Genomic DNA, 16,937 nt, shown 5'->3' with positions numbered 1-16,937 from the left:
ATGATTCCCGGAGAAGTACAGGTCGCCGCTGGCGACATCGAGCTCAACGCCGGACGCGAGACGATCAGCGTCAGCGTGGCCAACCACGGCGACCGCCCGGTGCAGGTGGGCTCGCATTATCACTTTTACGAAGTCAACGACACCCTGGTGTTCGACCGCGAGGCCACCCGTGGCTGGCGCCTGGACATTCCCGCCGGCACCGCCGTGCGCTTCGAGCCGGGCCAGTCGCGCAGCGTGACCCTGGTGCCTTATGTGGGCAAGCGTGAGGTCTACGGTTTCCAGGGCAAGGTGATGGGCAAGCTGGAGGTGGGCGCATGAGCCGGATTTCCCGTCGGGCCTACGCCGACATGTTCGGCCCCACGGTCGGCGACCGCGTGCGCCTGGCCGACACCGAGCTGTGGGTGGAGGTGGAGAAGGACTTCACGATCTACGGTGAAGAGGTCAAGTTCGGCGGCGGCAAGGTGATCCGCGATGGCATGGGCCAGGGTCAGATGCTCGCCGCCGAAGCCATGGACCTGGTGCTGACCAACGCCCTGATCATCGATCACTGGGGCATCGTCAAGGCCGATATCGGCGTGAAGAACGGCCGCATCTTCGGCATCGGCAAGGCCGGCAACCCGGACGTGCAACCCGGCGTGACCCTGCCGGTGGGGCCGGGCACCGAGGTGATCGCCGCCGAAGGCAAGATCGTCACCGCCGGTGGCATCGACTCGCACATCCACTTCATCTGCCCGCAGCAGGTGGAGGAGGCGCTGACCTCGGGCATCACCACCTTCATCGGCGGCGGCACCGGGCCGGCCACCGGCACCAACGCCACCACTTGCACCTCGGGGCCGTGGTACCTGGCGCGGATGCTCCAGGCCGCCGACGAACTGCCGATCAACATCGGCCTGCTGGGCAAGGGCAACGCCTCGCAACCGGAGGCCCTGCGCGAGCAGATCGCCGCCGGCGCCGTGGGCCTGAAGCTGCACGAGGACTGGGGTTCGACCCCGGCTGCCATCGACTGCTGCCTCAGCGTGGCCGAAGAGATGGACGTGCAGGTGGCGATCCACACCGACACCCTCAACGAGTCGGGCTGCATCGAAGACACCCTGGCCGCCATCGGCGACCGCACCATCCACACCTTCCACACCGAGGGGGCCGGCGGCGGCCATGCGCCGGACATCATCCGCGCGGCGAGCTTCGCCAACGTGCTGCCGTCGTCCACCAACCCGACCCTGCCGTACACCGTCAACACGGTGGATGAGCACCTCGACATGCTGATGGTCTGCCATCACCTGGACACCAGCATCGCCGAGGACGTGGCCTTCGCCGAGTCGCGCATCCGCCGCGAGACCATCGCTGCCGAAGACATCCTGCACGACCTCGGCGCCTTCTCCATGACCTCATCCGACTCCCAGGCCATGGGCCGGGTGGGCGAGGTGGTGCTGCGCACCTGGCAGGTGGCGCACCAGATGAAACTGCGCCGCGGTCCGCTGGCCGGAGACACCTCGTACAGCGACAACACCCGGGTCAAGCGCTACATCGCCAAGTACACCATCAACCCGGCGCTGACCCATGGCATCGCCCATGAAGTCGGTTCGCTGGAAGCCGGCAAGCTGGCCGACCTGGTGCTGTGGTCGCCGGCGTTCTTCGGCGTCAAGCCGGCGCTGGTGGTCAAGGGCGGGATGATCGCCACCGCGCCCATGGGCGACATCAACGGCTCGATCCCGACGCCGCAGCCGGTGCACTACCGGCCGATGTTCGGCGCCCTGGGCGCGGCGCGGCATGCCACCCGCATGACCTTCCTGTCGAAGTCGGCCCTGGACCGTGGCGTGCACCAGCAACTGGGCCTGCGCAGCCTGATCGGCCTGGCCCATGGCTGCCGTACGGTGCGCAAGGGCGACATGGTGCACAACGGCCTGATGCCGAACATCGAGGTGGATTCCCAGACCTATCAGGTGCGCGCCGATGGCGAGCTGCTGGTGTGCGAACCGGCCAGCGTGTTGCCGATGGCCCAGCGTTATTTTCTGTTTTGAGCAAGGAGAGTCCGATGATTCTGTTGACCCGCAAGGTGAGCGAGGGCGCCGCAACGGCCACCGCGACCCTGAGCCTGGATACCCGAATCAAGAGCCGGGTGCGCATCACCCTCGACGATGGTCGCGATGCCGGGCTGATGCTGGAGCGCGGGCAGTTGATCCGTGGCGGCGAGCTGCTGACCGACGAGGCGGGCGGCGAGGTGATCCGGGTGGTCGCCGCCGCCGAGCAAGTCTCCACCGTGCGTTCCGACGATCCGCTGGCGCTGGCCCGCTGTGCCTATCACCTGGGCAACCGCCATGTGCCGTTGCAGGTCGAGGCAGGCTTTTTGCGCTACCAGCATGACTATGTGCTGGATGACATGGTCCGCGGCTTCGGCCTCGAGGTGAGTGTCGAGCAGGCGCCGTTCGAACCCGAGGCGGGCGCCTACCAGAGCGCACCGCACAGCCATAACCATTCCGATCACCTGTTCGTCCGCCTGCCTGCCCAGGCGTTGTGAATTACAACAAGGAGTCCCCCATGAAGAAGTACCTTGCCCTCGCCCTGATGCTGGTCGCCGTGCCGGCATTGGCCCACCCCGGTCATGACACCAGCCCGCTGCAGGACGGCCTGCTGCACCCGCTGACCGGCCTCGACCACCTGCTGATGCTGCTGGGCACCGGCGTGCTCGCTGCGCTGACCCGCAGCCGCCTGACCCTGCCGGCGCTGACGTTGTTCGCCATGTTCGCCGGTGCGGTGCTGGGCCACCTGTTCGGTGGCGTGATCGGCATGGAAGCGATGATCCTGGGGTCGCTGCTGGTGGCTGGCGCCGCCTTGCTGCTGCCGCGAAAACAGGTGCTGCTGTCGCTGGTGATGCCGGTGTTTGCCCTGTTCCATGGCTGGGCCCACGGCGTGGAATCCAGCCCGGGCGCCTTCTGGGTGTTCAGCGCCGGCTTCGTCACCGTCAGCGGCCTGCTGTTGCTGGCCGGCTTTGGTGTCGGTTGCCTGCTGCGTCGCAATACCCGCCTGCAACAGGCCTTCGGCGGCGGCCTGCTGGCCGGCGCAGCAATGATGCTGGCGGGCTGATGAGCACCGATCTGACGTTGCTGCGGCTGCTGCAACTGGCCAGTCCGAACCTGCCGGTGGGTGGTTTCACCTACTCCCAGGGGCTGGAATGGGCGGTTGAAGCCGGCTGGGTGCGCGGCGCCGAGGGCTTTGCCGACTGGCAGCGCCAGCAACTGCACGACACCCTTGGCTACCTCGACTGGCCCTTGCTGGCGCGCCTGTACCGCGCCTGCGAGGCCGGCGATGCCGAGGCGTTCGCCCACTGGAGCCGCTTTCTGCTGAGCAACCGCGAAACCGCCGAGCTGCGCACCGAGGAGCGCCAGCGCGGCATGGCCCTGATGCGCCTGCTGGATGGCTGGCAACTGGGCCAGGCCCCGGCCTGGCGTTCGAGCCTCGAATTGAGCCAGCTCGGTGGTATGGCCTGGCTCGCCGTGCACTGGCAGATCCCGCTGCGCGACCTGGCCCTGGGCCACGGCTTCATCTGGCTGGAAGGCGCGGTCATGGCCGGGGTCAAGCTGGTGCCTTTCGGCCAGCAGGCGGCGCAGACCCTGCTACGCGATCTGAGCGAAGAACTGCCCGCCGTGCTGGCGCGGGCCCTGGCGCTGCCCGATGACGAACTGGGCGGCGGCCTGCCGCTGCTGGCGATCGCCTCGTCGCGACACGAAACCCAATACACCCGATTGTTCCGATCCTGAGGAATTCCCCATGCAAAGCTACAAGCAACCCCTGCGCGTCGGCGTCGGCGGCCCGGTCGGATCCGGCAAGACCGCATTGCTCGAAGCCCTGTGCAAGGCCATGCGCGACCACTATGAAATCGCCGTGGTGACCAACGACATCTACACCAAGGAAGACCAGCGCATCCTCACCGAGGCCGGTGCCCTGGAGCCCGAGCGCATCGTCGGCGTCGAGACCGGCGGCTGCCCGCACACCGCGATCCGTGAGGACGCCTCGATGAACCTGGCAGCGGTGGAAGAGCTGGCGCGCAAGTTCGGCAACCTGGAAGTGATCTTCGTCGAGAGCGGCGGCGACAACCTCAGCGCCACCTTCAGCCCGGAACTGGCCGACCTCACCGTGTACGTCATCGACGTGGCCGAAGGCGAGAAGATCCCGCGCAAGGGCGGGCCGGGTATCACCAAGTCGGACTTCCTGGTGATCAACAAGATCGACCTGGCGCCGTACGTGGGCGCGTCGCTGGAAGTGATGGAGCGCGACACCCGGCGCATGCGTCCGGAACGGCCGTGGGCCTTCACCAACCTCAAGACCGGGCATGGCCTGCAGACCCTGATCGACTTCATCGTCGACCGCGGCATGCTGGATGCGGCGAAGGCGGGGTGATGGGCTGAGGTTGCGCTGGCCCCATCGCTGGCAAGGCCAGCTCCCACAAGGTCCGGGTTAGCCGGCGTATCGGCGTCTGGCTCGGTCCCTTTGTGGGAGTGGCTTCAGCCGCGATTGGGCGCGCAGCGGCCACAGAACCTGCCGGTGCGGATGTGCCAGGCCGATCCGGGACTCAGGGTTTGCGACGGTGAAGCCGCTATGGCACTTGTGAGCAAACTCCGCCCCGGCTTTTTTCTGCTCCGCTGTGTAGGAATATTCTTAGGATAATTGACGATTGGGCGGGTGGACTTGATAGTTCTTCCTACAGCCAGGTTAATTGGCTGGATTAGAACTACACACTGCGTTTATATCTGCAGCGATGGTGCGTTATCGAACTGGAAAATCCGAACTGAATTATATATTTCGCAATCCTTTTTATTCGAAGGCGCATTGAACTGCGGAACTTGAATACCTAAAGTCCCGCCCCTGCCGACGATGAACAGGGAATGCGCTCATGAAATGCTTCAACGACTACGACCATGATCACAAGGAGTTCTACAAGGTTAAGCCCCATTCGGAACTGAAGGTTCTGGAGTCGGACACTACAGAGGGGCGATACCGGGTGACATACGAGGTGGACTGCTTGAGTTGTGAGCAGGTCTGGATCGATTATCAGGATGAAGCCTACGAAATCATCGCTCCGGGCGGCCGCCTGATACACGACCCTCTACAGCGCAACCGCGCCATCAACGCGGCCTACGCGCGCCTTTGGTTGCACGACAATCGTTTCCAGTGGGCCGGGCTTGCGGCCTTTGCCTCCAAGCAGGTGGGGTGTGGCCTGCTGCACGCGACCGATGTGGTGATGAAAATGCAGGCCGAGGATGAAGCGGCCAAACGCCTGCTGAAAAGTACCCAGCGCCTGAATGCGTTCGGCTGGAGCCTCAGTTACGCGGATGACGAGGCGCTGCGCGAATACCAGCTCGCCTCGGAACAGAATCCCATGTGGACGAAAGATATTTCCCCGACCTGGAGTTTCGGCACCACGGCAGGCGAGGTTGCAAGGCAGAAGGCGCGGGAAAGTGTCCACGCGACCCAGTCGGCACTCTACAAGCAGATGCAGAAAGGCTTTCGCTATGTACGTGAAAGGCTGGCATTTGGTAATACCCTGTTATTTCTCGATGTCTATCCCCTGCATATGTTTTACGCGAAGCGTGGGCTTAAAGACCTGAAAATGTGTTTGCCGCGGCGCGAGAATATCGTCAAATTGGAAGGCCGCAAGGTGTACTGGCCGGCGCCGAGGAAGCCTTTGGAGTCGGTACTTGATTTTGGGATTGAATTTGAGGAAATAGTATGGGCGTTTGAGGCTATAGAAAGGGGGGATATTGCTCAAAGTGTGGATCAGTTAGCTCAACATGAGCAGGTCAATATATTGCAGCCCGTTATGTATAACGATTGGAGGCTGGTAAGCCTGCTGAGGGGTAATCAGGTATCGTATGTTACCAACCTACCTAGGTTCTGTATGAAAAGCCTTGATACTTGGCCATGCTGCGTTGAAAAAAGCCTCGGAATGCTCATTTACTCCAGTAAACTCCGCTTCCTCGGCTGTTTTCGCCTTGCCTGGCCGGCGTCTCAAGACTTTTCATACAGAACCTAGTTCTGTCGCACAGCCGGTTGAACTGACTTTGGCAAATCAATGTGAATCACTGAACGATGATCGCACCATCGGTTTCGGTGGTGGCATCGCTGCCAATTTGGCTGATCGCGAACAACGAATGGAGTTTGTGCTCAGAGCCGCTCGACAGTTTGATGACTTGCTCAAAGGCCCGGCTCGTAGCCAGGTGGAGCAGGCCATAAAAAATATTGCCGAGGTGGATATTTGAATACGAAAATTTTCACAAAGCCCTATCGTTTATCAAAAGCGCTAGTGGTGTTTTTTGTTGTGTGTATCGTTGTTATTTTAGCTTGGTGTACTCCATGGCAAGACCGTGAAATTGCTTTGGATGTGGGTGAGCCTTGGGAGGAAATGCGCCAACGCTCAACCGCTAAAATCGGTCCAGCTGTTGAGGGGCGTTTCTGGTTTCGGATGCCAAGTTCAGATGCGCGACTAAGGCTCATAGATCCTCAATATGGTTTTGTAACACCGCTCGCGCGCTTTTTTACAGTCAGCTTTGACAATGATGGTAACGTCAGAAGTTTGAGAATGTCGCCTCAAGTCGAACCACTTCCACTCGAAGAGATACTCAAGATAGTTGTGGATTTGCAGAACCAGTGGCGCGCGGGAGGATGGGAGCTCTATTTTCCTGATGAGTTTCCGGCGATCGAAGACACCGTCGAGTGGCGAGAGCATTTGAAAGATCGTCGAGGCAGGACATTTTGGCGAGGCGGCTCTCGTTATATGATCAGGCTCTACATTTCCCGGTTTTACAGTAATAAATATGATGATCCGCGTTATCTGATTACGATGCAGCTAAGCGGGCCCAGGCGAGACTGAAATGCCTCAGCGAGGCAGTGAAGTGCTTTCGGAGCGCGCTCAGACGCCCAGTCAAAGGTGGTTGATGTCATCACATGGGAGCGCCTTCGTCCTGGCGAGGTTCCAGCGATCGAAGACACCGTCGAGTGGCGAGACGGCGCTGACAGCGAGGTGCCTGAAAAAAATGGCACCTCACAAATGCCCTCAAACCTTGTAGAACACCGCCAGCCAGACCGTCGTTTCTTCGCGGCTGGTCCATTCGACCCGGTGCCGGCAACGGGCCGGGATATCGAGAAAATCTCCCGGCCGCAGCACCCGCTCCTGTGCCTCGCCTTCCAGCCGTACGCCCGCCGAACCCTTCAGCACCATCACCCATTCCCCTTCATCCTGGTCGTACCAGAAGTCTGGCGGGCTGCATTGCCCGGTGGACACGATGCGCTCGATGCGCAGGCCCGGCCGGGTCAGCAGGTCGTCGAAGCGTTCCTGCGCCAGCGGGGTGGTGAGGTCGTCGAACAGGTTGCTCAGCATGGAAAACGCTCTTGTCGGGTATCAGGAAGGATCAGACCGATCGGGTAATACCCCCGTCGACCCGAATGTTCTGCCCGGTAATGTAAGCCGCGCCGGGGGAGGCGAGGAAGGCTACGGTGGCGGCGATTTCCTCGCTGCTGCCATAGCGCTGCAGCGGCACGCTGGCACGGCGTTCTTCGGTGGCCGGCAGGCTGTCGATCCAGCCGGGGAGGATGTTGTTGATGCGCAGGTTGTCGCCGGCGTAGGTGTCGGCAAAGATCTTGCTGAACGAGGCGAGGCCTGCGCGGAACACTGCCGAGGTGGGGAACATCTCGCTTGGCTCGAAGGCCCAGGCCGTGGAGATGTTGATGATCACGCCATCGCGCTGGCGCTGCATGATCGGCGTCACCAGGCGGGTCGGGCGGATCACGTTGAGCAGGTAGGTGTCGAGGCCACGGTGCCAGTCGTCGTCGCTGATCTCCAGGATCGGCGCCCGTGGACCATGGCCGGCACTGTTGACCAGCACGTCGATGCGGCCCCAGCGGGCGAGCACCTGGTCCACCAGGTTCTGCAGGTCGTCGTTGGACTGGTTGGAACCGGTCACGCCGATACCACCCAGTTCCTCGGCAAGGGCCTGGCCCTTGCCGGACGAGGACAGGATGCCGACCTTGAAGCCGTCCGCCGCCAGGCGCCGCGCCGCCGCTGCGCCCATGCCGCTGCCACCGGCGGTGATGATCGCTACTTTTTCTACCGTCATGTCGTTCTCCTGGGGTTCAAGGGTTAAGCTGCGTTCAGGCTAGCAGCCACGAAGCCGTCCCAGAGAGACAGTTTTCCATCGTCCAGCCAGTAGAAAATCTATCGTCATGCTCGAATCCGTCCTTGCCCGGCCCGAGGTCTGCCACGGCGCCGCCCGTTTGTTTGTCGATCACCGTCCCGGCAATTCAGCCGCGCACCTGCTGGCGATTCATGGAGGTGGCAACGCGCAGGAAGGCGTGTTTGCCGGCGTACGCGAGGAACTGGCGCTGCGCGGCGTCGGTTCCACCGCCTTCGATTGCGTTGGTCACGGTCGCACCGGAGGCGACAAGCTCGGTTCCTCCCTGGCCGATCGTACTGCCCAGGCGCGGGCCGTGATCGAAGCCACACGCCGTCCGACTGCGATCCTCGGCGCCAGCATGGGGGCCTACAACGCCCTGCGCCTGGCTCCGGAGCTGACGCCACGGGCGCTGGTGCTGGTGGTTCCGGGCATCTATTGCCCGCAGGCCTATGAAGTGCCGTTCGGCCCGGGCTTCTCGCAGGTCATTCGCCAGCCGCGCAGTTGGGCGGACAGCGACGCCTGGGAAATCCTTTCACAGTACACCGGCCGGCTGCTGGTGGTTGCTGCCGGCGACGACGACGTGGTGCCGCTGGAAATCCCCCGGCGGCTGCACGAGGCGGCGGCAAGGGCGGAGTCAAGGTCGTTGCTGGTGGTGCCGGGGGCGGGCCACAGCGGGCTGTTGCGGCGAATGCTGCAAGACCCGGTATGGCGCCCGAAGCTGCTGGACGGGTTGCTGCGCTGCCTCAGTTGACCGCGAGCGCCGGCAGACTGCGAGTTGCCCGGCTGAAAATCCGCGTCGACGCCTTGCAGGCTGGCGGATAACGCTCGAACACCTGGCGCACCCAGTCGGGACGGGTCTTGCTGGCATCGTTGAGCCAGTTGGCGACGGAGTCCTGCGGGTATTTGTCGGCTTCGGCAAGCCGTGGCAGCAGCAGGGGCTCGGCGATTTCCGGCTCCTGCTTGAGCCGGGCGATGTGCTCGCACCAAACGCCGCGGGGGCGGAGGATCTCGACGCTGAAACGGCGAATCAGTGGGTCGTCGCTGGCCGCGTGACGGCAGAGCAGGGTGATGCTGGCCTCCAGGTCGTCGAGCAGGTGCGGGCGCAAGGCCAGCCACGCCCATTCGCGCACGCCGAAGTGGCTGTCGGTGGCGAAGCGCAACTGGCTTTGCAGGGCGTTGGCGGTATTGCTGTCGCGCAACATCCAGGCGTTGGCGAAGGCGGCCCAGCCACGTACGGTGTCGGAAGGGTGGCTGAACAGCCCCTCGCGGAGGTGGGCGCGCAGGTCGGCGGGAGCTGTTTCCAGCCAGTGCCCGAGTGCCTGTCCAATTGTTGCAATCTTTTTCGAGATTCCCTGGCCGTGGCTAGCCTCTGCGGCCTCCGTCAAGGCGTGGCCAAGGGTGTTGTCCAGCCCTTGGATAACCTTTTCCGCCAGCAGTCGCTGGTCCACGGCAAGGCATTCGGCAAGGTTTCGGGTTTCGATAATGCCCTGATCGATAAGGGCTTTTCTGTCTTCGGTCATGTCCATTCCCTGGTCGGTCCGTGGCCGCGCCGACGTCCTTCGGGCGTCGCGGGCGGGCAAGAGAGTATCACCAAAGCGACCCGTTCCGCGGGTGCGATAGCGGCAAACAGACATTAGTGTCATATTGGAATCAATCGTTTGCGAATGTTACTATTCCCTTACTAAAAGCAAGGGCAAGACAGGGCAACGGACGCCCGCTAACAACGCTTCCCGCTTGCGGGGGCAGCATGGATGCCAGCGCGTGACTCCCCCTCCGGAACACCCCTGCGCACCCAGGTCTGTACGGGCGCTTTACGTACAGGACCTGATCCCTCACGGCTTCAGCGTCATGACATGACTCCCGGATTTTCCAGGGCTTGCCGACCACCGTTACCTGCGGATCGGCGAGGATGAATTTCACAGGTTGGAGAAAGGTATGTCACAGGCATTCACGCTGAAGAACCTCAGCGTCACGCGCAAACTGGGCCTGGGTTTCGGTCTGCTGCTGTCCTTCGCCTTGCTGCTGTCGCTGCTCGGTGGTTTCGGCCTGCAGAACAGCAGTGCCTCGCTCCAGCGCATCAGTTTCATCAGCGGCCTGTTCGATGAAATCGTCTTTACCCGTGAGGCCAACTACAACTTCGCCCTGAGCAACGATGCCCGGCACCAGGCGCTGCACCAGGAGCACCACGCCAAGCTCAAGGAAGGTTTCGAACAACTGGTGAGCGATGCCCGCGAAGGCCGCTGGCCGGCTCAGGACCTGGGCGCCGCGCAAAAGCTCCAGGCCGACCTGGAAACCTACACCCGTGCCCGCGACCAGGCCCGCTCGGTGGCCGAACTGACCGCCGCCAACCAGTTGCTGCAACGCCTGCAGGACGGCGCCAACGAGCTGTACTACGCCGAGGAGGCCCGTGCCTCCGAGCAGGTCAAGAGCACTCACCTGCGCCTGGCGGCGGTAACCCTGGTGGCGATTCTCTGCGGCATCGTCGTCGCGCTGCTGATCAGCCGGCAGATCGTCTACCCGCTGCGCCAGGCGGTACAGGCAGCGCAACGCATCGCCGGCGGCGACCTGACCGCCGACATCAAGGTCGAGCGCAGCGACGAGCTGGGGACGCTGCTCGGCGCTTTGAACGCCATGAATGCCAGCCTGCGCGAGGTGATCTCGCAGATCGGTTGCGGTTCGCAACAACTGGCGGCATCGGCCTCGCAACTGGCGGCCATCACCAGCAGCACCCAGGAAGGTATCGACAGCCAGCGCAACGAGACCGACATGGTCGCCACCGCGATGAACGAAATCGCCATGACCGTGCAGGAAGTGGCAAAGAACTCGGAAGAGGCGGCGAGCGCGGCCAAGGGGGCCGACCACGAAGTGAGCAGCGTGCTGGCGATGTCCCAGCAGGCGATCCGCCAGATCGAGGAAATGGCCAGCGGCGTGGGCATTTCCGCTGAGTCGCTGGGGCGTCTGCAGCAGGAATGCGGGCGCATCGGTGCGATTCTCGATGTGATCAAGGCGGTGGCCGAACAGACCAACCTGCTGGCCCTCAACGCTGCCATCGAAGCGGCGCGGGCCGGTGAGGCCGGGCGTGGCTTTGCGGTGGTCGCCGACGAGGTGCGCAACCTGGCCCAGCGCACCCAGGCGTCCTCCAGCGAAATCGAGCAACTGATCGGTACCTTGCAGCATATCGCTGACGAGAGCAGCGGCATGATGCAGACCAACCTCAAGCAGACCAGCGTTTCGGTGACCGGCGTGCGCGATACCGGCATGGCGCTGGAGCACATCACCCGCCAGGTGTCGAACATCCAGCAGATGAGCGAACTGATCGCCACGGCCGCCGAGGAACAGGCAGCCGTGACCGAGGAAATCAACCAGAGCGTGACCCGCGTGCGGGAAACCGCCGAGGAATCGGCCACCGCCAGCGCGGAAATCTCCGCGGCCAGCACCGAGCTCAGTCACCTGAGCAAGCAGTTGCATGTGATGGTCGGTCATTTCCGCTTCTGATACGGTTTTTTCTCTGCTTTCTGCGTCTGTTATGCAAACAGCGGCTTGCCGACAATAGCCCCATCAGACGAGGTTGCGGTGGTTTTCCGGTTTCCACCACCCCGTCTGACCCGTTTGATCGAGGTTATTGGAGGCTGTGATGGGCAAGATGGCGATTTTTCTGTTCGGGTTCCTGGTGCTGGCAATCGTGATCGGGGCGTTGGGGACCATCTCGCCGGTGTAACGCCTGCTAAGGTGTCCTGATCTTCTGCAGGCAGGACACCCCGCATGGCCCCTGATGAACCGTTCAAGCGTCTGTTTTTCGCCCTGCCGTGCAGCCCGCAGCAGGGCAAGGCCATTTCCCGCTGGCGCCGCGGCCTGGGCCTGCGCGGCGGCCGTCCGGTGCCGACGGAGAACTTTCACCTGACACTGATGTTCCTTGGCGACGTCGGCACCGGCCAGGTGCCTGCGATTCTCGACGCCGCTGCGCGCCTGCGCCCGCTGGAGCGGCCGGTCGACCTGCGTTTGAACCAGGTGGACGCCTGGCGCCGCAGCCAGACGCTGGTGCTGACGGCGAAAGATGTACCGCCCGCGTTTCTGCACTGGGTGTATGCCTTGCACCAGGCGATGCTGCCGCTGGGCTTCGAAGCGGACTCGCGGGATTTCCGACCGCACCTGACGCTGATGCGTGATTATCGCGAGCCGGTGCCGGAAGTGGCGCTGGATACCGAGTTTCGCCTGCCCGGCCGCGAGTTCGTGCTGTTCGAGTCCAGCAAAGGGCGCTACCTGCCGTTGGCCCAATGGTCGCTGATCGGGAAGTGACAGCGCCGTAGCGCTCCTATACTCGGACAACGGACCCTGATTCGGTGTCCGGGGCGGACGCTTGCAGTTGGCGTCCCGTGCGATCCCTCGACTCCGGCAGGGCGCAGATCGTGAACACTTCTGTTGTGGCCGTGGCCTTGTTGACTGGCGTGATGCTGGGCCTGGGCGGCTGCGGCTCGCGCTCGCGGACACCGGAAACGCCGCCGGTGGTGCTGTCCCAGGCTGCGTGGCAGCAGGTGGACCGCGAGATCGTCATGGCTTCCCGTGGCGCGACCGGTTCGGCGGGCGACTACGCGCGCAGGTCGATGCGGGTCTGGCGCGAGCAGGTGCAGGCGCGCACCGAGTCCGATTTCATTCCCTGGTTCACCGGCTATTGGACTCAGCAGTGGCTGACGCTCAAAGTGGCTTGGTACAAGATGAGCGAGGACAGTAAAAATCCAAGTGGTGACAACAGGTTAGCGCTCTATCTTCAGGAAGAATATCGCGAACGGGTGCTGGAGCCGGTGGCCGAACAGATCAATCCGGACCTGATTCGTGAACGCGCCACCGAGCTGTACGTGCAACTCCTCGGCCAGCAGTTGCAAGCCATCAGCCAGCGCTACCGGGCCGCACCTGACCAGTTCGCCCTGCACCTGAACCGTATTCCCGCCATTGCCCTTGGCCCGCCGGCGGCGCGAGATGCCAGTGTGCATCAGGTGCTCGCCGCGCGGCCGTTCGTGCAGTTGCCTGCCTGGCGGGCCCTCGACGAACAGATCCGCCAGATCGCCGCGAGCAACGCCAGCGCCTCGGATACCGGCCTCTCATCGGTGGCGAGCAAGGCCAGCACGCGGCTGGAGGCCACCCTGGCACCCCGTGGTGCGGCCAGCGCGGTGGCGGCGGCGGTGGGCAAGGCGGCCGGGCTGCTGATTTCCGTGGCGTCCGCCGGCATCGGCGCAATGATGCACGAGAGCGATCGCCCCGAGATGGTCGAACAGCTGCGGGTGATCCTCAATGTGGCGTTGAACGAGGAATGGCAGAACCTGATGGAGAACCATGGCTCCGGGGTAATGGCCGGAGTCTGGTCGATGGCGGGGCAGATCGAGGGGAACCTGAGGGGCGGGGCAGAGAGCTTGCCGAGGCTGGAGGTGCTGCCATGATTTTGTTTAAAAACAGTGGCTTGCAGATAATTGTTAAAGTTGAGTAATGCATGCCTTTAACCGAGGCAACGAAAAAGGCCGCACCGAGAGCGCTCGGTGCGGCCTTTTTAAAGACATAAACCGATATAAATCATCGACTTACGTACATTTATTCATGCAATGCTTTGGCTTTTGCTCTGCTGCTTCTTGCTCGCTTGGGCGCGGCACGCTTCACCAAAGGCTTCGAACATCCGCACCGAGTCGGGGTTCTTCGCGGCCTGCCACTCCGGGTGCCACTGCACCGCGAACAGGAAGGGCGACAGGCTGGGGGCATGGATCGCTTCGACCAGACCGTCCTCGGCGTGGGCCAGCGGCTCGACGCCTTCGCCCAGGTTCTTCAGGCCCTGGCCATGCAGCGAGTTGACGCGGATCTCGTCGCTTTGCAGCAGCTCGCGCAGCCAGCTGTCCGGCTTGATGCGCACGCTGTGCACGGCGCTGTATTGCACGTCTACCGGATCTTCCGGGTTTTCCCGGTGATCGTTGAAACCTGGCTCGGCGTAGACCTTCTGATAGATGTCACCGCCCAGCGCCACGTTGATTTCCTGCATGCCACGGCAGATGCCGAAGATCGGCAGGCCACGGGCGATCGCCAGTTGCACCAATGGCAGGTCGAAGAGGTCGCGGTCGCGGTCCTGGGCCTTGCCGGGGGTTTCGTTTTCCTGGCCGTAGAGGGCAGGGTCGATGTTGCTGCCGGCGCCGGTCAGGTAAACGCCATCGGCCATGTCCAGGTATTGCTCGAGGTCTTCGGTTCCGCAGCAGGTGGGCACCATGACCGGAACGCAGCCGGCGTGTTCCACCAGCGGCACGATGTATTTGTGGGTCATCACCTGATAGTCGTGACCCTTGCGCTCTTGCGTGCCCATGGTCATCAGGACCACGGGTTTGCGGGATTTCTGATTCTTATTGCCAATGTTGCTGTTGGGCATATGTCACCTTGGGACAGGCGCAGCCTGTCATTGTTGTGCAGGCGCGCCGGCCTTGCCTTGCGCTACCTGGGGTTTCGAGCACTGCCGGGTGTGCACGCGGACGTCGATTCCCGGTCGAAACCTGCCCCATAGCTTGCCAGAGCCGTTAAATATATCAAGCGGATTAACGCTTTCATGTGCATATTTTTTAACGTGATACCTGTGGTTTATCGTTTAATTCGTTGATTTGAATGGGTTAATGATGATTTTTCCTTGAAATATGAGTTCATTATATTTGACGAGTGTTTCCTTCGGCGGCACAGGGTCTCTGGGTGGACCTTGCGGCGCGCCGCCCCCGCTCTTAAGCTGCGCAATCCCCGTTGATATCAGTCTGACCATGCCTACTCCAAGACCGTCCCTGACGCTGACCCTGCTGCAAGCCCGCGAAGCCGCGATGGCGTTCTTCCGTCCTTCTCTCAACGAGCACGGCCTGACTGAACAGCAGTGGCGGGTGATCCGCATCCTGCGTCAGCAGGGTGAGCTGGAGAGTCATCAACTGGCCGAGCAGGCGTGCATCCTCAAGCCGAGCATGACCGGCGTGCTCAGTCGCCTGGAGCGCGATGGCCTGGTCCGACGCAAGAAGTCGACCCAGGACCAGCGCCGGGTGTTCGTCACCCTGACCGAGCAGGGCCAGCAGTGCTTCATCGACATGAGCGAAGACATGGAGCGCAACTACCAGCGCATCCTCGAACAGTTCGGCGAGGCCAAGCTGCAATCGCTGCTGGGGCTGCTCAACGAACTGAAGAACGTCAGGCCCTGATCCGCCGCCGGCCTCCTGGCGCGTGATTCGCGCGTGCGAAAAGTCCTACCTATACTGTCGGCTATCCGCAACAGCTTGCCGTCGTTGGTCGGACCACGACGCCTCAACGCCGGTGGTGGTGGCCGTATCCGAAGTAGCCCGCTCGCGAGTCGTCAATTCAGGCGCTATAGAGGGGCAATTGCGATGGATATCATCAGTCTGGCGATTCAGATCATCAGTGGTGTGGTAGGCGGCAATGCGGCGGGGATGAGCAAACAAGGCATGGGCCCGCTGCTCAATTCGATTCTTGGTGGGGTCGGTGGCGTGGTGCTCGGGCAGATCCTGTCCCACTTCACCGGCGATCCGGCATTGGCCGAGGCTGGCGCAGCCGGCACCCTGGATCTTGCCGCGATCATCAGCAGCGTGGTGGGCGGTGGCGCAGGCGGAGCGATCCTGACCTTTGTCATCGGCCTGATCAAGAACAAGCTGCAGCCGCACTAGCCAGAAAAAAGGGCCTGCATTGCAGGCCCTGTTTCAATGTGCCGGGCATCCCCCGGCTTTCACCGTGCGTACCGTGGTCGCCGGGTTGCGCGTCAGCTTCTCGCCCACCCGCGCCGGACGTGGCTGCAGCTCGCCGCCACAGTTCGGGCATTTGCCCTTCAACTGACCTTCCGCGCAGCTGCGGCAATAGGTGCATTCGAACGAACAGATCATCGCATCGCGGCTGTCGCCTGGCAGGTCGGTGGCGCAGCATTCGCAGCAGGGGCGGAGCTCAAGCATGAAGGTAGTCCTTTGAAATATGCCGAAGCCCTAGGTTGAAGGGGCTGCGAAGGCAATGCAAGTGGCCATTATGGGCGATACAGGTGCGCGTGTCCGGCCCGGTACAGCGCCGACTCGCTGAAGCTGTCGCTGGACAGCACCCGCCCCACCAGGATCAGCGCGGTGCGGCGGAACCCCTTGCGCTCGCTCTGCCCGACGATGTCGTCGAGGGTGCCCAGCACCCAGTCCTGGTCCGGCCAGGTGGCGCGGTGGACCACGGCAATCGGACAGTCACCGCCGTAGTGCGGGCGCAGTTCCTCGACGATCCGTGCCAGATGACGGACCCCGAGGTGAATCGCCATGGTCGTGCCGTGCGCCGCCAGGCTGGCCAGCGCCTCGCCCTCGGGCATGGGCGAGCTGTCGGCGAAGCGGGTGAGGATCACGCTCTGGGCAATGTCCGGCAGGGTCAGCTCGCAGCCCAGCAGCGCGGCACTGGCAGCGGTGGCGGTGACGCCGGGGACGATCTCGTAGTGAATGCCCAGCTCGCGCAAATGGCGGATCTGCTCACCAATCGCGCCGTACAGGCTGGGGTCGCCGCTGTGCACCCGGGCTACGTCCTGGCCCTTGGCGTGGGCGGCGCTGATGGCGTCGATGATCTGTTGCAGGTGCAGCTCGGCGCTGTTGATCAGAGTCTCGGCACTGTGGCCTTCGAGCACTGCAGCGGGTACCAGGGAGCCGGCGTAGATGATCACCGGGCACTGGCGGATCAGGCGCTGGCCCTTGACGGTGATCAGCTCCGGGTCGCCGGGGCCGGCGCCGATGAAATAGACGGTCATGA

21 protein-coding genes and 1 pseudogene are annotated in these 16,937 nt (G+C 62.9%); 16 read left to right on the top strand and 6 right to left on the bottom strand.

Annotation, left to right across the window (positions count from 1 at the left end):
* The 9 genes from AC05QJ_RS19205 to AC05QJ_RS19165 all read left to right on the top strand — a co-directional run bounded on the left by AC05QJ_RS19205 (position 1) and on the right by AC05QJ_RS19165 (position 6,865).
* Positions 1 to 318 carry an urease subunit beta gene (locus AC05QJ_RS19205; RefSeq protein WP_476742869.1) on the top strand — a complete coding sequence of 106 codons (318 nt, stop codon included), beginning with the start codon at positions 1 to 3 and terminating at the stop codon, positions 316 to 318.
* Positions 315 to 2,018 carry an urease subunit alpha gene (ureC, locus tag AC05QJ_RS19200; protein ID WP_476742868.1) on the top strand — a complete coding sequence of 568 codons (1,704 nt, stop codon included), beginning with the start codon at positions 315 to 317 and terminating at the stop codon, positions 2,016 to 2,018. Before AC05QJ_RS19205 ends, ureC begins: the two co-directional genes overlap by 4 nt.
* A 14-nt stretch (positions 2,019 to 2,032) precedes the next feature.
* The gene (gene ureE / locus AC05QJ_RS19195; protein ID WP_476742867.1) at positions 2,033 to 2,515 is read left to right on the top strand and encodes an urease accessory protein UreE; all 483 of its coding nucleotides are present in this window, start codon (positions 2,033 to 2,035) and stop codon (positions 2,513 to 2,515) included.
* Positions 2,516 to 2,535: 20 nt separating this feature from the next.
* Complete coding sequence (locus AC05QJ_RS19190) at positions 2,536 to 3,081, top strand: HupE/UreJ family protein (protein WP_476742866.1); 546 nt, start codon at positions 2,536 to 2,538, stop codon at positions 3,079 to 3,081.
* On the top strand, positions 3,081 to 3,755 hold the full coding sequence (locus tag AC05QJ_RS19185) for an urease accessory protein UreF (RefSeq protein WP_476742865.1): 675 nt from the start codon (positions 3,081 to 3,083) through the stop codon (positions 3,753 to 3,755). Before AC05QJ_RS19190 ends, AC05QJ_RS19185 begins: the two co-directional genes overlap by 1 nt.
* Positions 3,756 to 3,765: 10 nt before the next feature.
* On the top strand, positions 3,766 to 4,395 hold the full coding sequence (gene ureG / locus AC05QJ_RS19180) for an urease accessory protein UreG (RefSeq protein WP_476742864.1): 630 nt from the start codon (positions 3,766 to 3,768) through the stop codon (positions 4,393 to 4,395).
* 493 nt (positions 4,396 to 4,888) lie between these two features.
* On the top strand, positions 4,889 to 6,028 hold the full coding sequence (locus AC05QJ_RS19175) for a DUF2515 family protein (protein WP_476742863.1): 1,140 nt from the start codon (positions 4,889 to 4,891) through the stop codon (positions 6,026 to 6,028).
* Positions 5,925 to 6,254, top strand: a complete 330-nt coding sequence (locus AC05QJ_RS19170; protein WP_476742862.1) for a DUF2515 family protein — start codon at positions 5,925 to 5,927, stop codon at positions 6,252 to 6,254. Before AC05QJ_RS19175 ends, AC05QJ_RS19170 begins: the two co-directional genes overlap by 104 nt.
* Positions 6,251 to 6,865, top strand: coding sequence for a hypothetical protein (locus AC05QJ_RS19165; RefSeq protein ID WP_476742861.1), 615 nt, complete (start codon positions 6,251 to 6,253; stop codon positions 6,863 to 6,865). Before AC05QJ_RS19170 ends, AC05QJ_RS19165 begins: the two co-directional genes overlap by 4 nt.
* Positions 6,866 to 7,048: 183 nt before the next feature.
* Here the strand turns inward: AC05QJ_RS19165 and AC05QJ_RS19160 are convergent, their stop codons facing one another.
* Positions 7,049 to 7,372: a cupin domain-containing protein gene (locus AC05QJ_RS19160; protein ID WP_476742860.1), complete on the bottom strand. Its 324-nt coding sequence runs from the start codon at positions 7,370 to 7,372 to the stop codon at positions 7,049 to 7,051.
* Between the two features lie 31 nt (positions 7,373 to 7,403).
* Positions 7,404 to 8,108, bottom strand: a complete 705-nt coding sequence (locus AC05QJ_RS19155; RefSeq protein WP_476742859.1) for an SDR family oxidoreductase — start codon at positions 8,106 to 8,108, stop codon at positions 7,404 to 7,406.
* A 106-nt stretch (positions 8,109 to 8,214) separates the two neighbouring features.
* On the opposite strand from AC05QJ_RS19155, the gene AC05QJ_RS19150 reads away from it, so the two are divergent.
* Positions 8,215 to 8,916: an alpha/beta fold hydrolase gene (locus AC05QJ_RS19150; protein ID WP_476742858.1), complete on the top strand. Its 702-nt coding sequence runs from the start codon at positions 8,215 to 8,217 to the stop codon at positions 8,914 to 8,916.
* Here the strand turns inward: AC05QJ_RS19150 and AC05QJ_RS19145 are convergent.
* Positions 8,909 to 9,685, bottom strand: coding sequence for a hypothetical protein (locus AC05QJ_RS19145; protein ID WP_476742857.1), 777 nt, complete (start codon positions 9,683 to 9,685; stop codon positions 8,909 to 8,911). The two genes, AC05QJ_RS19150 and AC05QJ_RS19145, sit on opposite strands and share 8 nt — an antisense overlap.
* Positions 9,686 to 10,100: 415 nt before the next feature.
* Between AC05QJ_RS19145 and AC05QJ_RS19140 the strand changes: the two are divergent.
* From AC05QJ_RS19140 to AC05QJ_RS19125, 4 genes and pseudogenes are all read left to right on the top strand, one after another.
* Positions 10,101 to 10,802: pseudogene (locus AC05QJ_RS19140) on the top strand (HAMP domain-containing protein); the annotation flags it as partial.
* The gene (locus tag AC05QJ_RS19135; RefSeq protein ID WP_476747966.1) at positions 10,797 to 11,660 is read left to right on the top strand and encodes a methyl-accepting chemotaxis protein; all 864 of its coding nucleotides are present in this window, start codon (positions 10,797 to 10,799) and stop codon (positions 11,658 to 11,660) included. The pseudogene AC05QJ_RS19140 and the gene AC05QJ_RS19135, both read left to right, overlap by 6 nt.
* Positions 11,661 to 11,927: 267 nt before the next feature.
* On the top strand, positions 11,928 to 12,461 hold the full coding sequence (gene thpR / locus AC05QJ_RS19130; RefSeq protein WP_476742856.1) for an RNA 2',3'-cyclic phosphodiesterase: 534 nt from the start codon (positions 11,928 to 11,930) through the stop codon (positions 12,459 to 12,461).
* A 152-nt stretch (positions 12,462 to 12,613) separates the two neighbouring features.
* Positions 12,614 to 13,597 (top strand): hypothetical protein, encoded by a 984-nt coding sequence (locus tag AC05QJ_RS19125; RefSeq protein ID WP_476747965.1) that lies wholly within the window; start codon positions 12,614 to 12,616, stop codon positions 13,595 to 13,597.
* A gap of 152 nt (positions 13,598 to 13,749) precedes the next feature.
* Here AC05QJ_RS19125 and AC05QJ_RS19120 read toward each other — a convergent pair whose 3' ends face one another.
* Entirely contained in the window at positions 13,750 to 14,562 is an 813-nt protein-coding gene (locus tag AC05QJ_RS19120; protein WP_476742855.1) for a gamma-glutamyl-gamma-aminobutyrate hydrolase family protein, read from the bottom strand.
* A 376-nt stretch (positions 14,563 to 14,938) separates the two neighbouring features.
* Here AC05QJ_RS19120 and hpaR point away from each other — a divergent pair, with 376 nt between their 5' ends.
* Complete coding sequence (hpaR, locus tag AC05QJ_RS19115) at positions 14,939 to 15,361, top strand: homoprotocatechuate degradation operon regulator HpaR (protein ID WP_476742854.1); 423 nt, start codon at positions 14,939 to 14,941, stop codon at positions 15,359 to 15,361.
* A gap of 183 nt (positions 15,362 to 15,544) precedes the next feature.
* Positions 15,545 to 15,841 carry a hypothetical protein gene (locus AC05QJ_RS19110; RefSeq protein ID WP_476742853.1) on the top strand — a complete coding sequence of 99 codons (297 nt, stop codon included), beginning with the start codon at positions 15,545 to 15,547 and terminating at the stop codon, positions 15,839 to 15,841.
* A 33-nt stretch (positions 15,842 to 15,874) separates the two neighbouring features.
* On the opposite strand, the gene AC05QJ_RS19105 is transcribed toward AC05QJ_RS19110, so the two are convergent.
* Positions 15,875 to 16,120 carry a DUF1272 domain-containing protein gene (locus AC05QJ_RS19105; protein ID WP_476742852.1) on the bottom strand — a complete coding sequence of 82 codons (246 nt, stop codon included), beginning with the start codon at positions 16,118 to 16,120 and terminating at the stop codon, positions 15,875 to 15,877.
* A 68-nt stretch (positions 16,121 to 16,188) separates the two neighbouring features.
* Positions 16,189 to 16,935 (bottom strand): precorrin-4 C(11)-methyltransferase, encoded by a 747-nt coding sequence (gene cobM / locus AC05QJ_RS19100; protein ID WP_476742851.1) that lies wholly within the window; start codon positions 16,933 to 16,935, stop codon positions 16,189 to 16,191.
* Positions 16,936 to 16,937: the final 2 nt, after the last annotated feature.

The organism is Pseudomonas sp. TUM25319 (assembly GCF_056388475.1).
The sequence above is the reverse complement of the archived record's forward strand: the minus strand, read 5'-3'. Positions and strand labels throughout refer to the sequence as shown.

Excerpts from the sequence above, each read along its gene's own strand:
- ureG (WP_476742864.1), top strand. The coding sequence starts at position 3,766 with ATGCAAAGCTACAAGCAACCCCTGCGCGTCGGCGTCGGCGGCCCGGTC.
- AC05QJ_RS19190 (WP_476742866.1), top strand. The coding sequence starts at position 2,536 with ATGAAGAAGTACCTTGCCCTCGCCCTGATGCTGGTCGCCGTGCCGGCA.
- AC05QJ_RS19145 (WP_476742857.1), bottom strand. The coding sequence starts at position 9,685 with ATGACCGAAGACAGAAAAGCCCTTATCGATCAGGGCATTATCGAAACC.
- cobM (WP_476742851.1), bottom strand. The coding sequence starts at position 16,935 with ATGACCGTCTATTTCATCGGCGCCGGCCCCGGCGACCCGGAGCTGATC.
- thpR (WP_476742856.1), top strand. The coding sequence starts at position 11,928 with ATGGCCCCTGATGAACCGTTCAAGCGTCTGTTTTTCGCCCTGCCGTGC.
- AC05QJ_RS19110 (WP_476742853.1), top strand. The coding sequence starts at position 15,545 with ATGGATATCATCAGTCTGGCGATTCAGATCATCAGTGGTGTGGTAGGC.
- ureC (WP_476742868.1), top strand. The coding sequence starts at position 315 with ATGAGCCGGATTTCCCGTCGGGCCTACGCCGACATGTTCGGCCCCACG.
- AC05QJ_RS19160 (WP_476742860.1), bottom strand. The coding sequence starts at position 7,372 with ATGCTGAGCAACCTGTTCGACGACCTCACCACCCCGCTGGCGCAGGAA.
- AC05QJ_RS19175 (WP_476742863.1), top strand. The coding sequence starts at position 4,889 with ATGAAATGCTTCAACGACTACGACCATGATCACAAGGAGTTCTACAAG.
- AC05QJ_RS19125 (WP_476747965.1), top strand. The coding sequence starts at position 12,614 with ATGCTGGGCCTGGGCGGCTGCGGCTCGCGCTCGCGGACACCGGAAACG.
- AC05QJ_RS19185 (WP_476742865.1), top strand. The coding sequence starts at position 3,081 with ATGAGCACCGATCTGACGTTGCTGCGGCTGCTGCAACTGGCCAGTCCG.
- AC05QJ_RS19205 (WP_476742869.1), top strand. The coding sequence starts at position 1 with ATGATTCCCGGAGAAGTACAGGTCGCCGCTGGCGACATCGAGCTCAAC.
- hpaR (WP_476742854.1), top strand. The coding sequence starts at position 14,939 with ATGCCTACTCCAAGACCGTCCCTGACGCTGACCCTGCTGCAAGCCCGC.
- ureE (WP_476742867.1), top strand. The coding sequence starts at position 2,033 with ATGATTCTGTTGACCCGCAAGGTGAGCGAGGGCGCCGCAACGGCCACC.
- AC05QJ_RS19150 (WP_476742858.1), top strand. The coding sequence starts at position 8,215 with ATGCTCGAATCCGTCCTTGCCCGGCCCGAGGTCTGCCACGGCGCCGCC.
- AC05QJ_RS19105 (WP_476742852.1), bottom strand. The coding sequence starts at position 16,120 with ATGCTTGAGCTCCGCCCCTGCTGCGAATGCTGCGCCACCGACCTGCCA.
- AC05QJ_RS19120 (WP_476742855.1), bottom strand. The coding sequence starts at position 14,562 with ATGCCCAACAGCAACATTGGCAATAAGAATCAGAAATCCCGCAAACCC.
- AC05QJ_RS19155 (WP_476742859.1), bottom strand. The coding sequence starts at position 8,108 with ATGACGGTAGAAAAAGTAGCGATCATCACCGCCGGTGGCAGCGGCATG.
- AC05QJ_RS19135 (WP_476747966.1), top strand. The coding sequence starts at position 10,797 with ATGAATGCCAGCCTGCGCGAGGTGATCTCGCAGATCGGTTGCGGTTCG.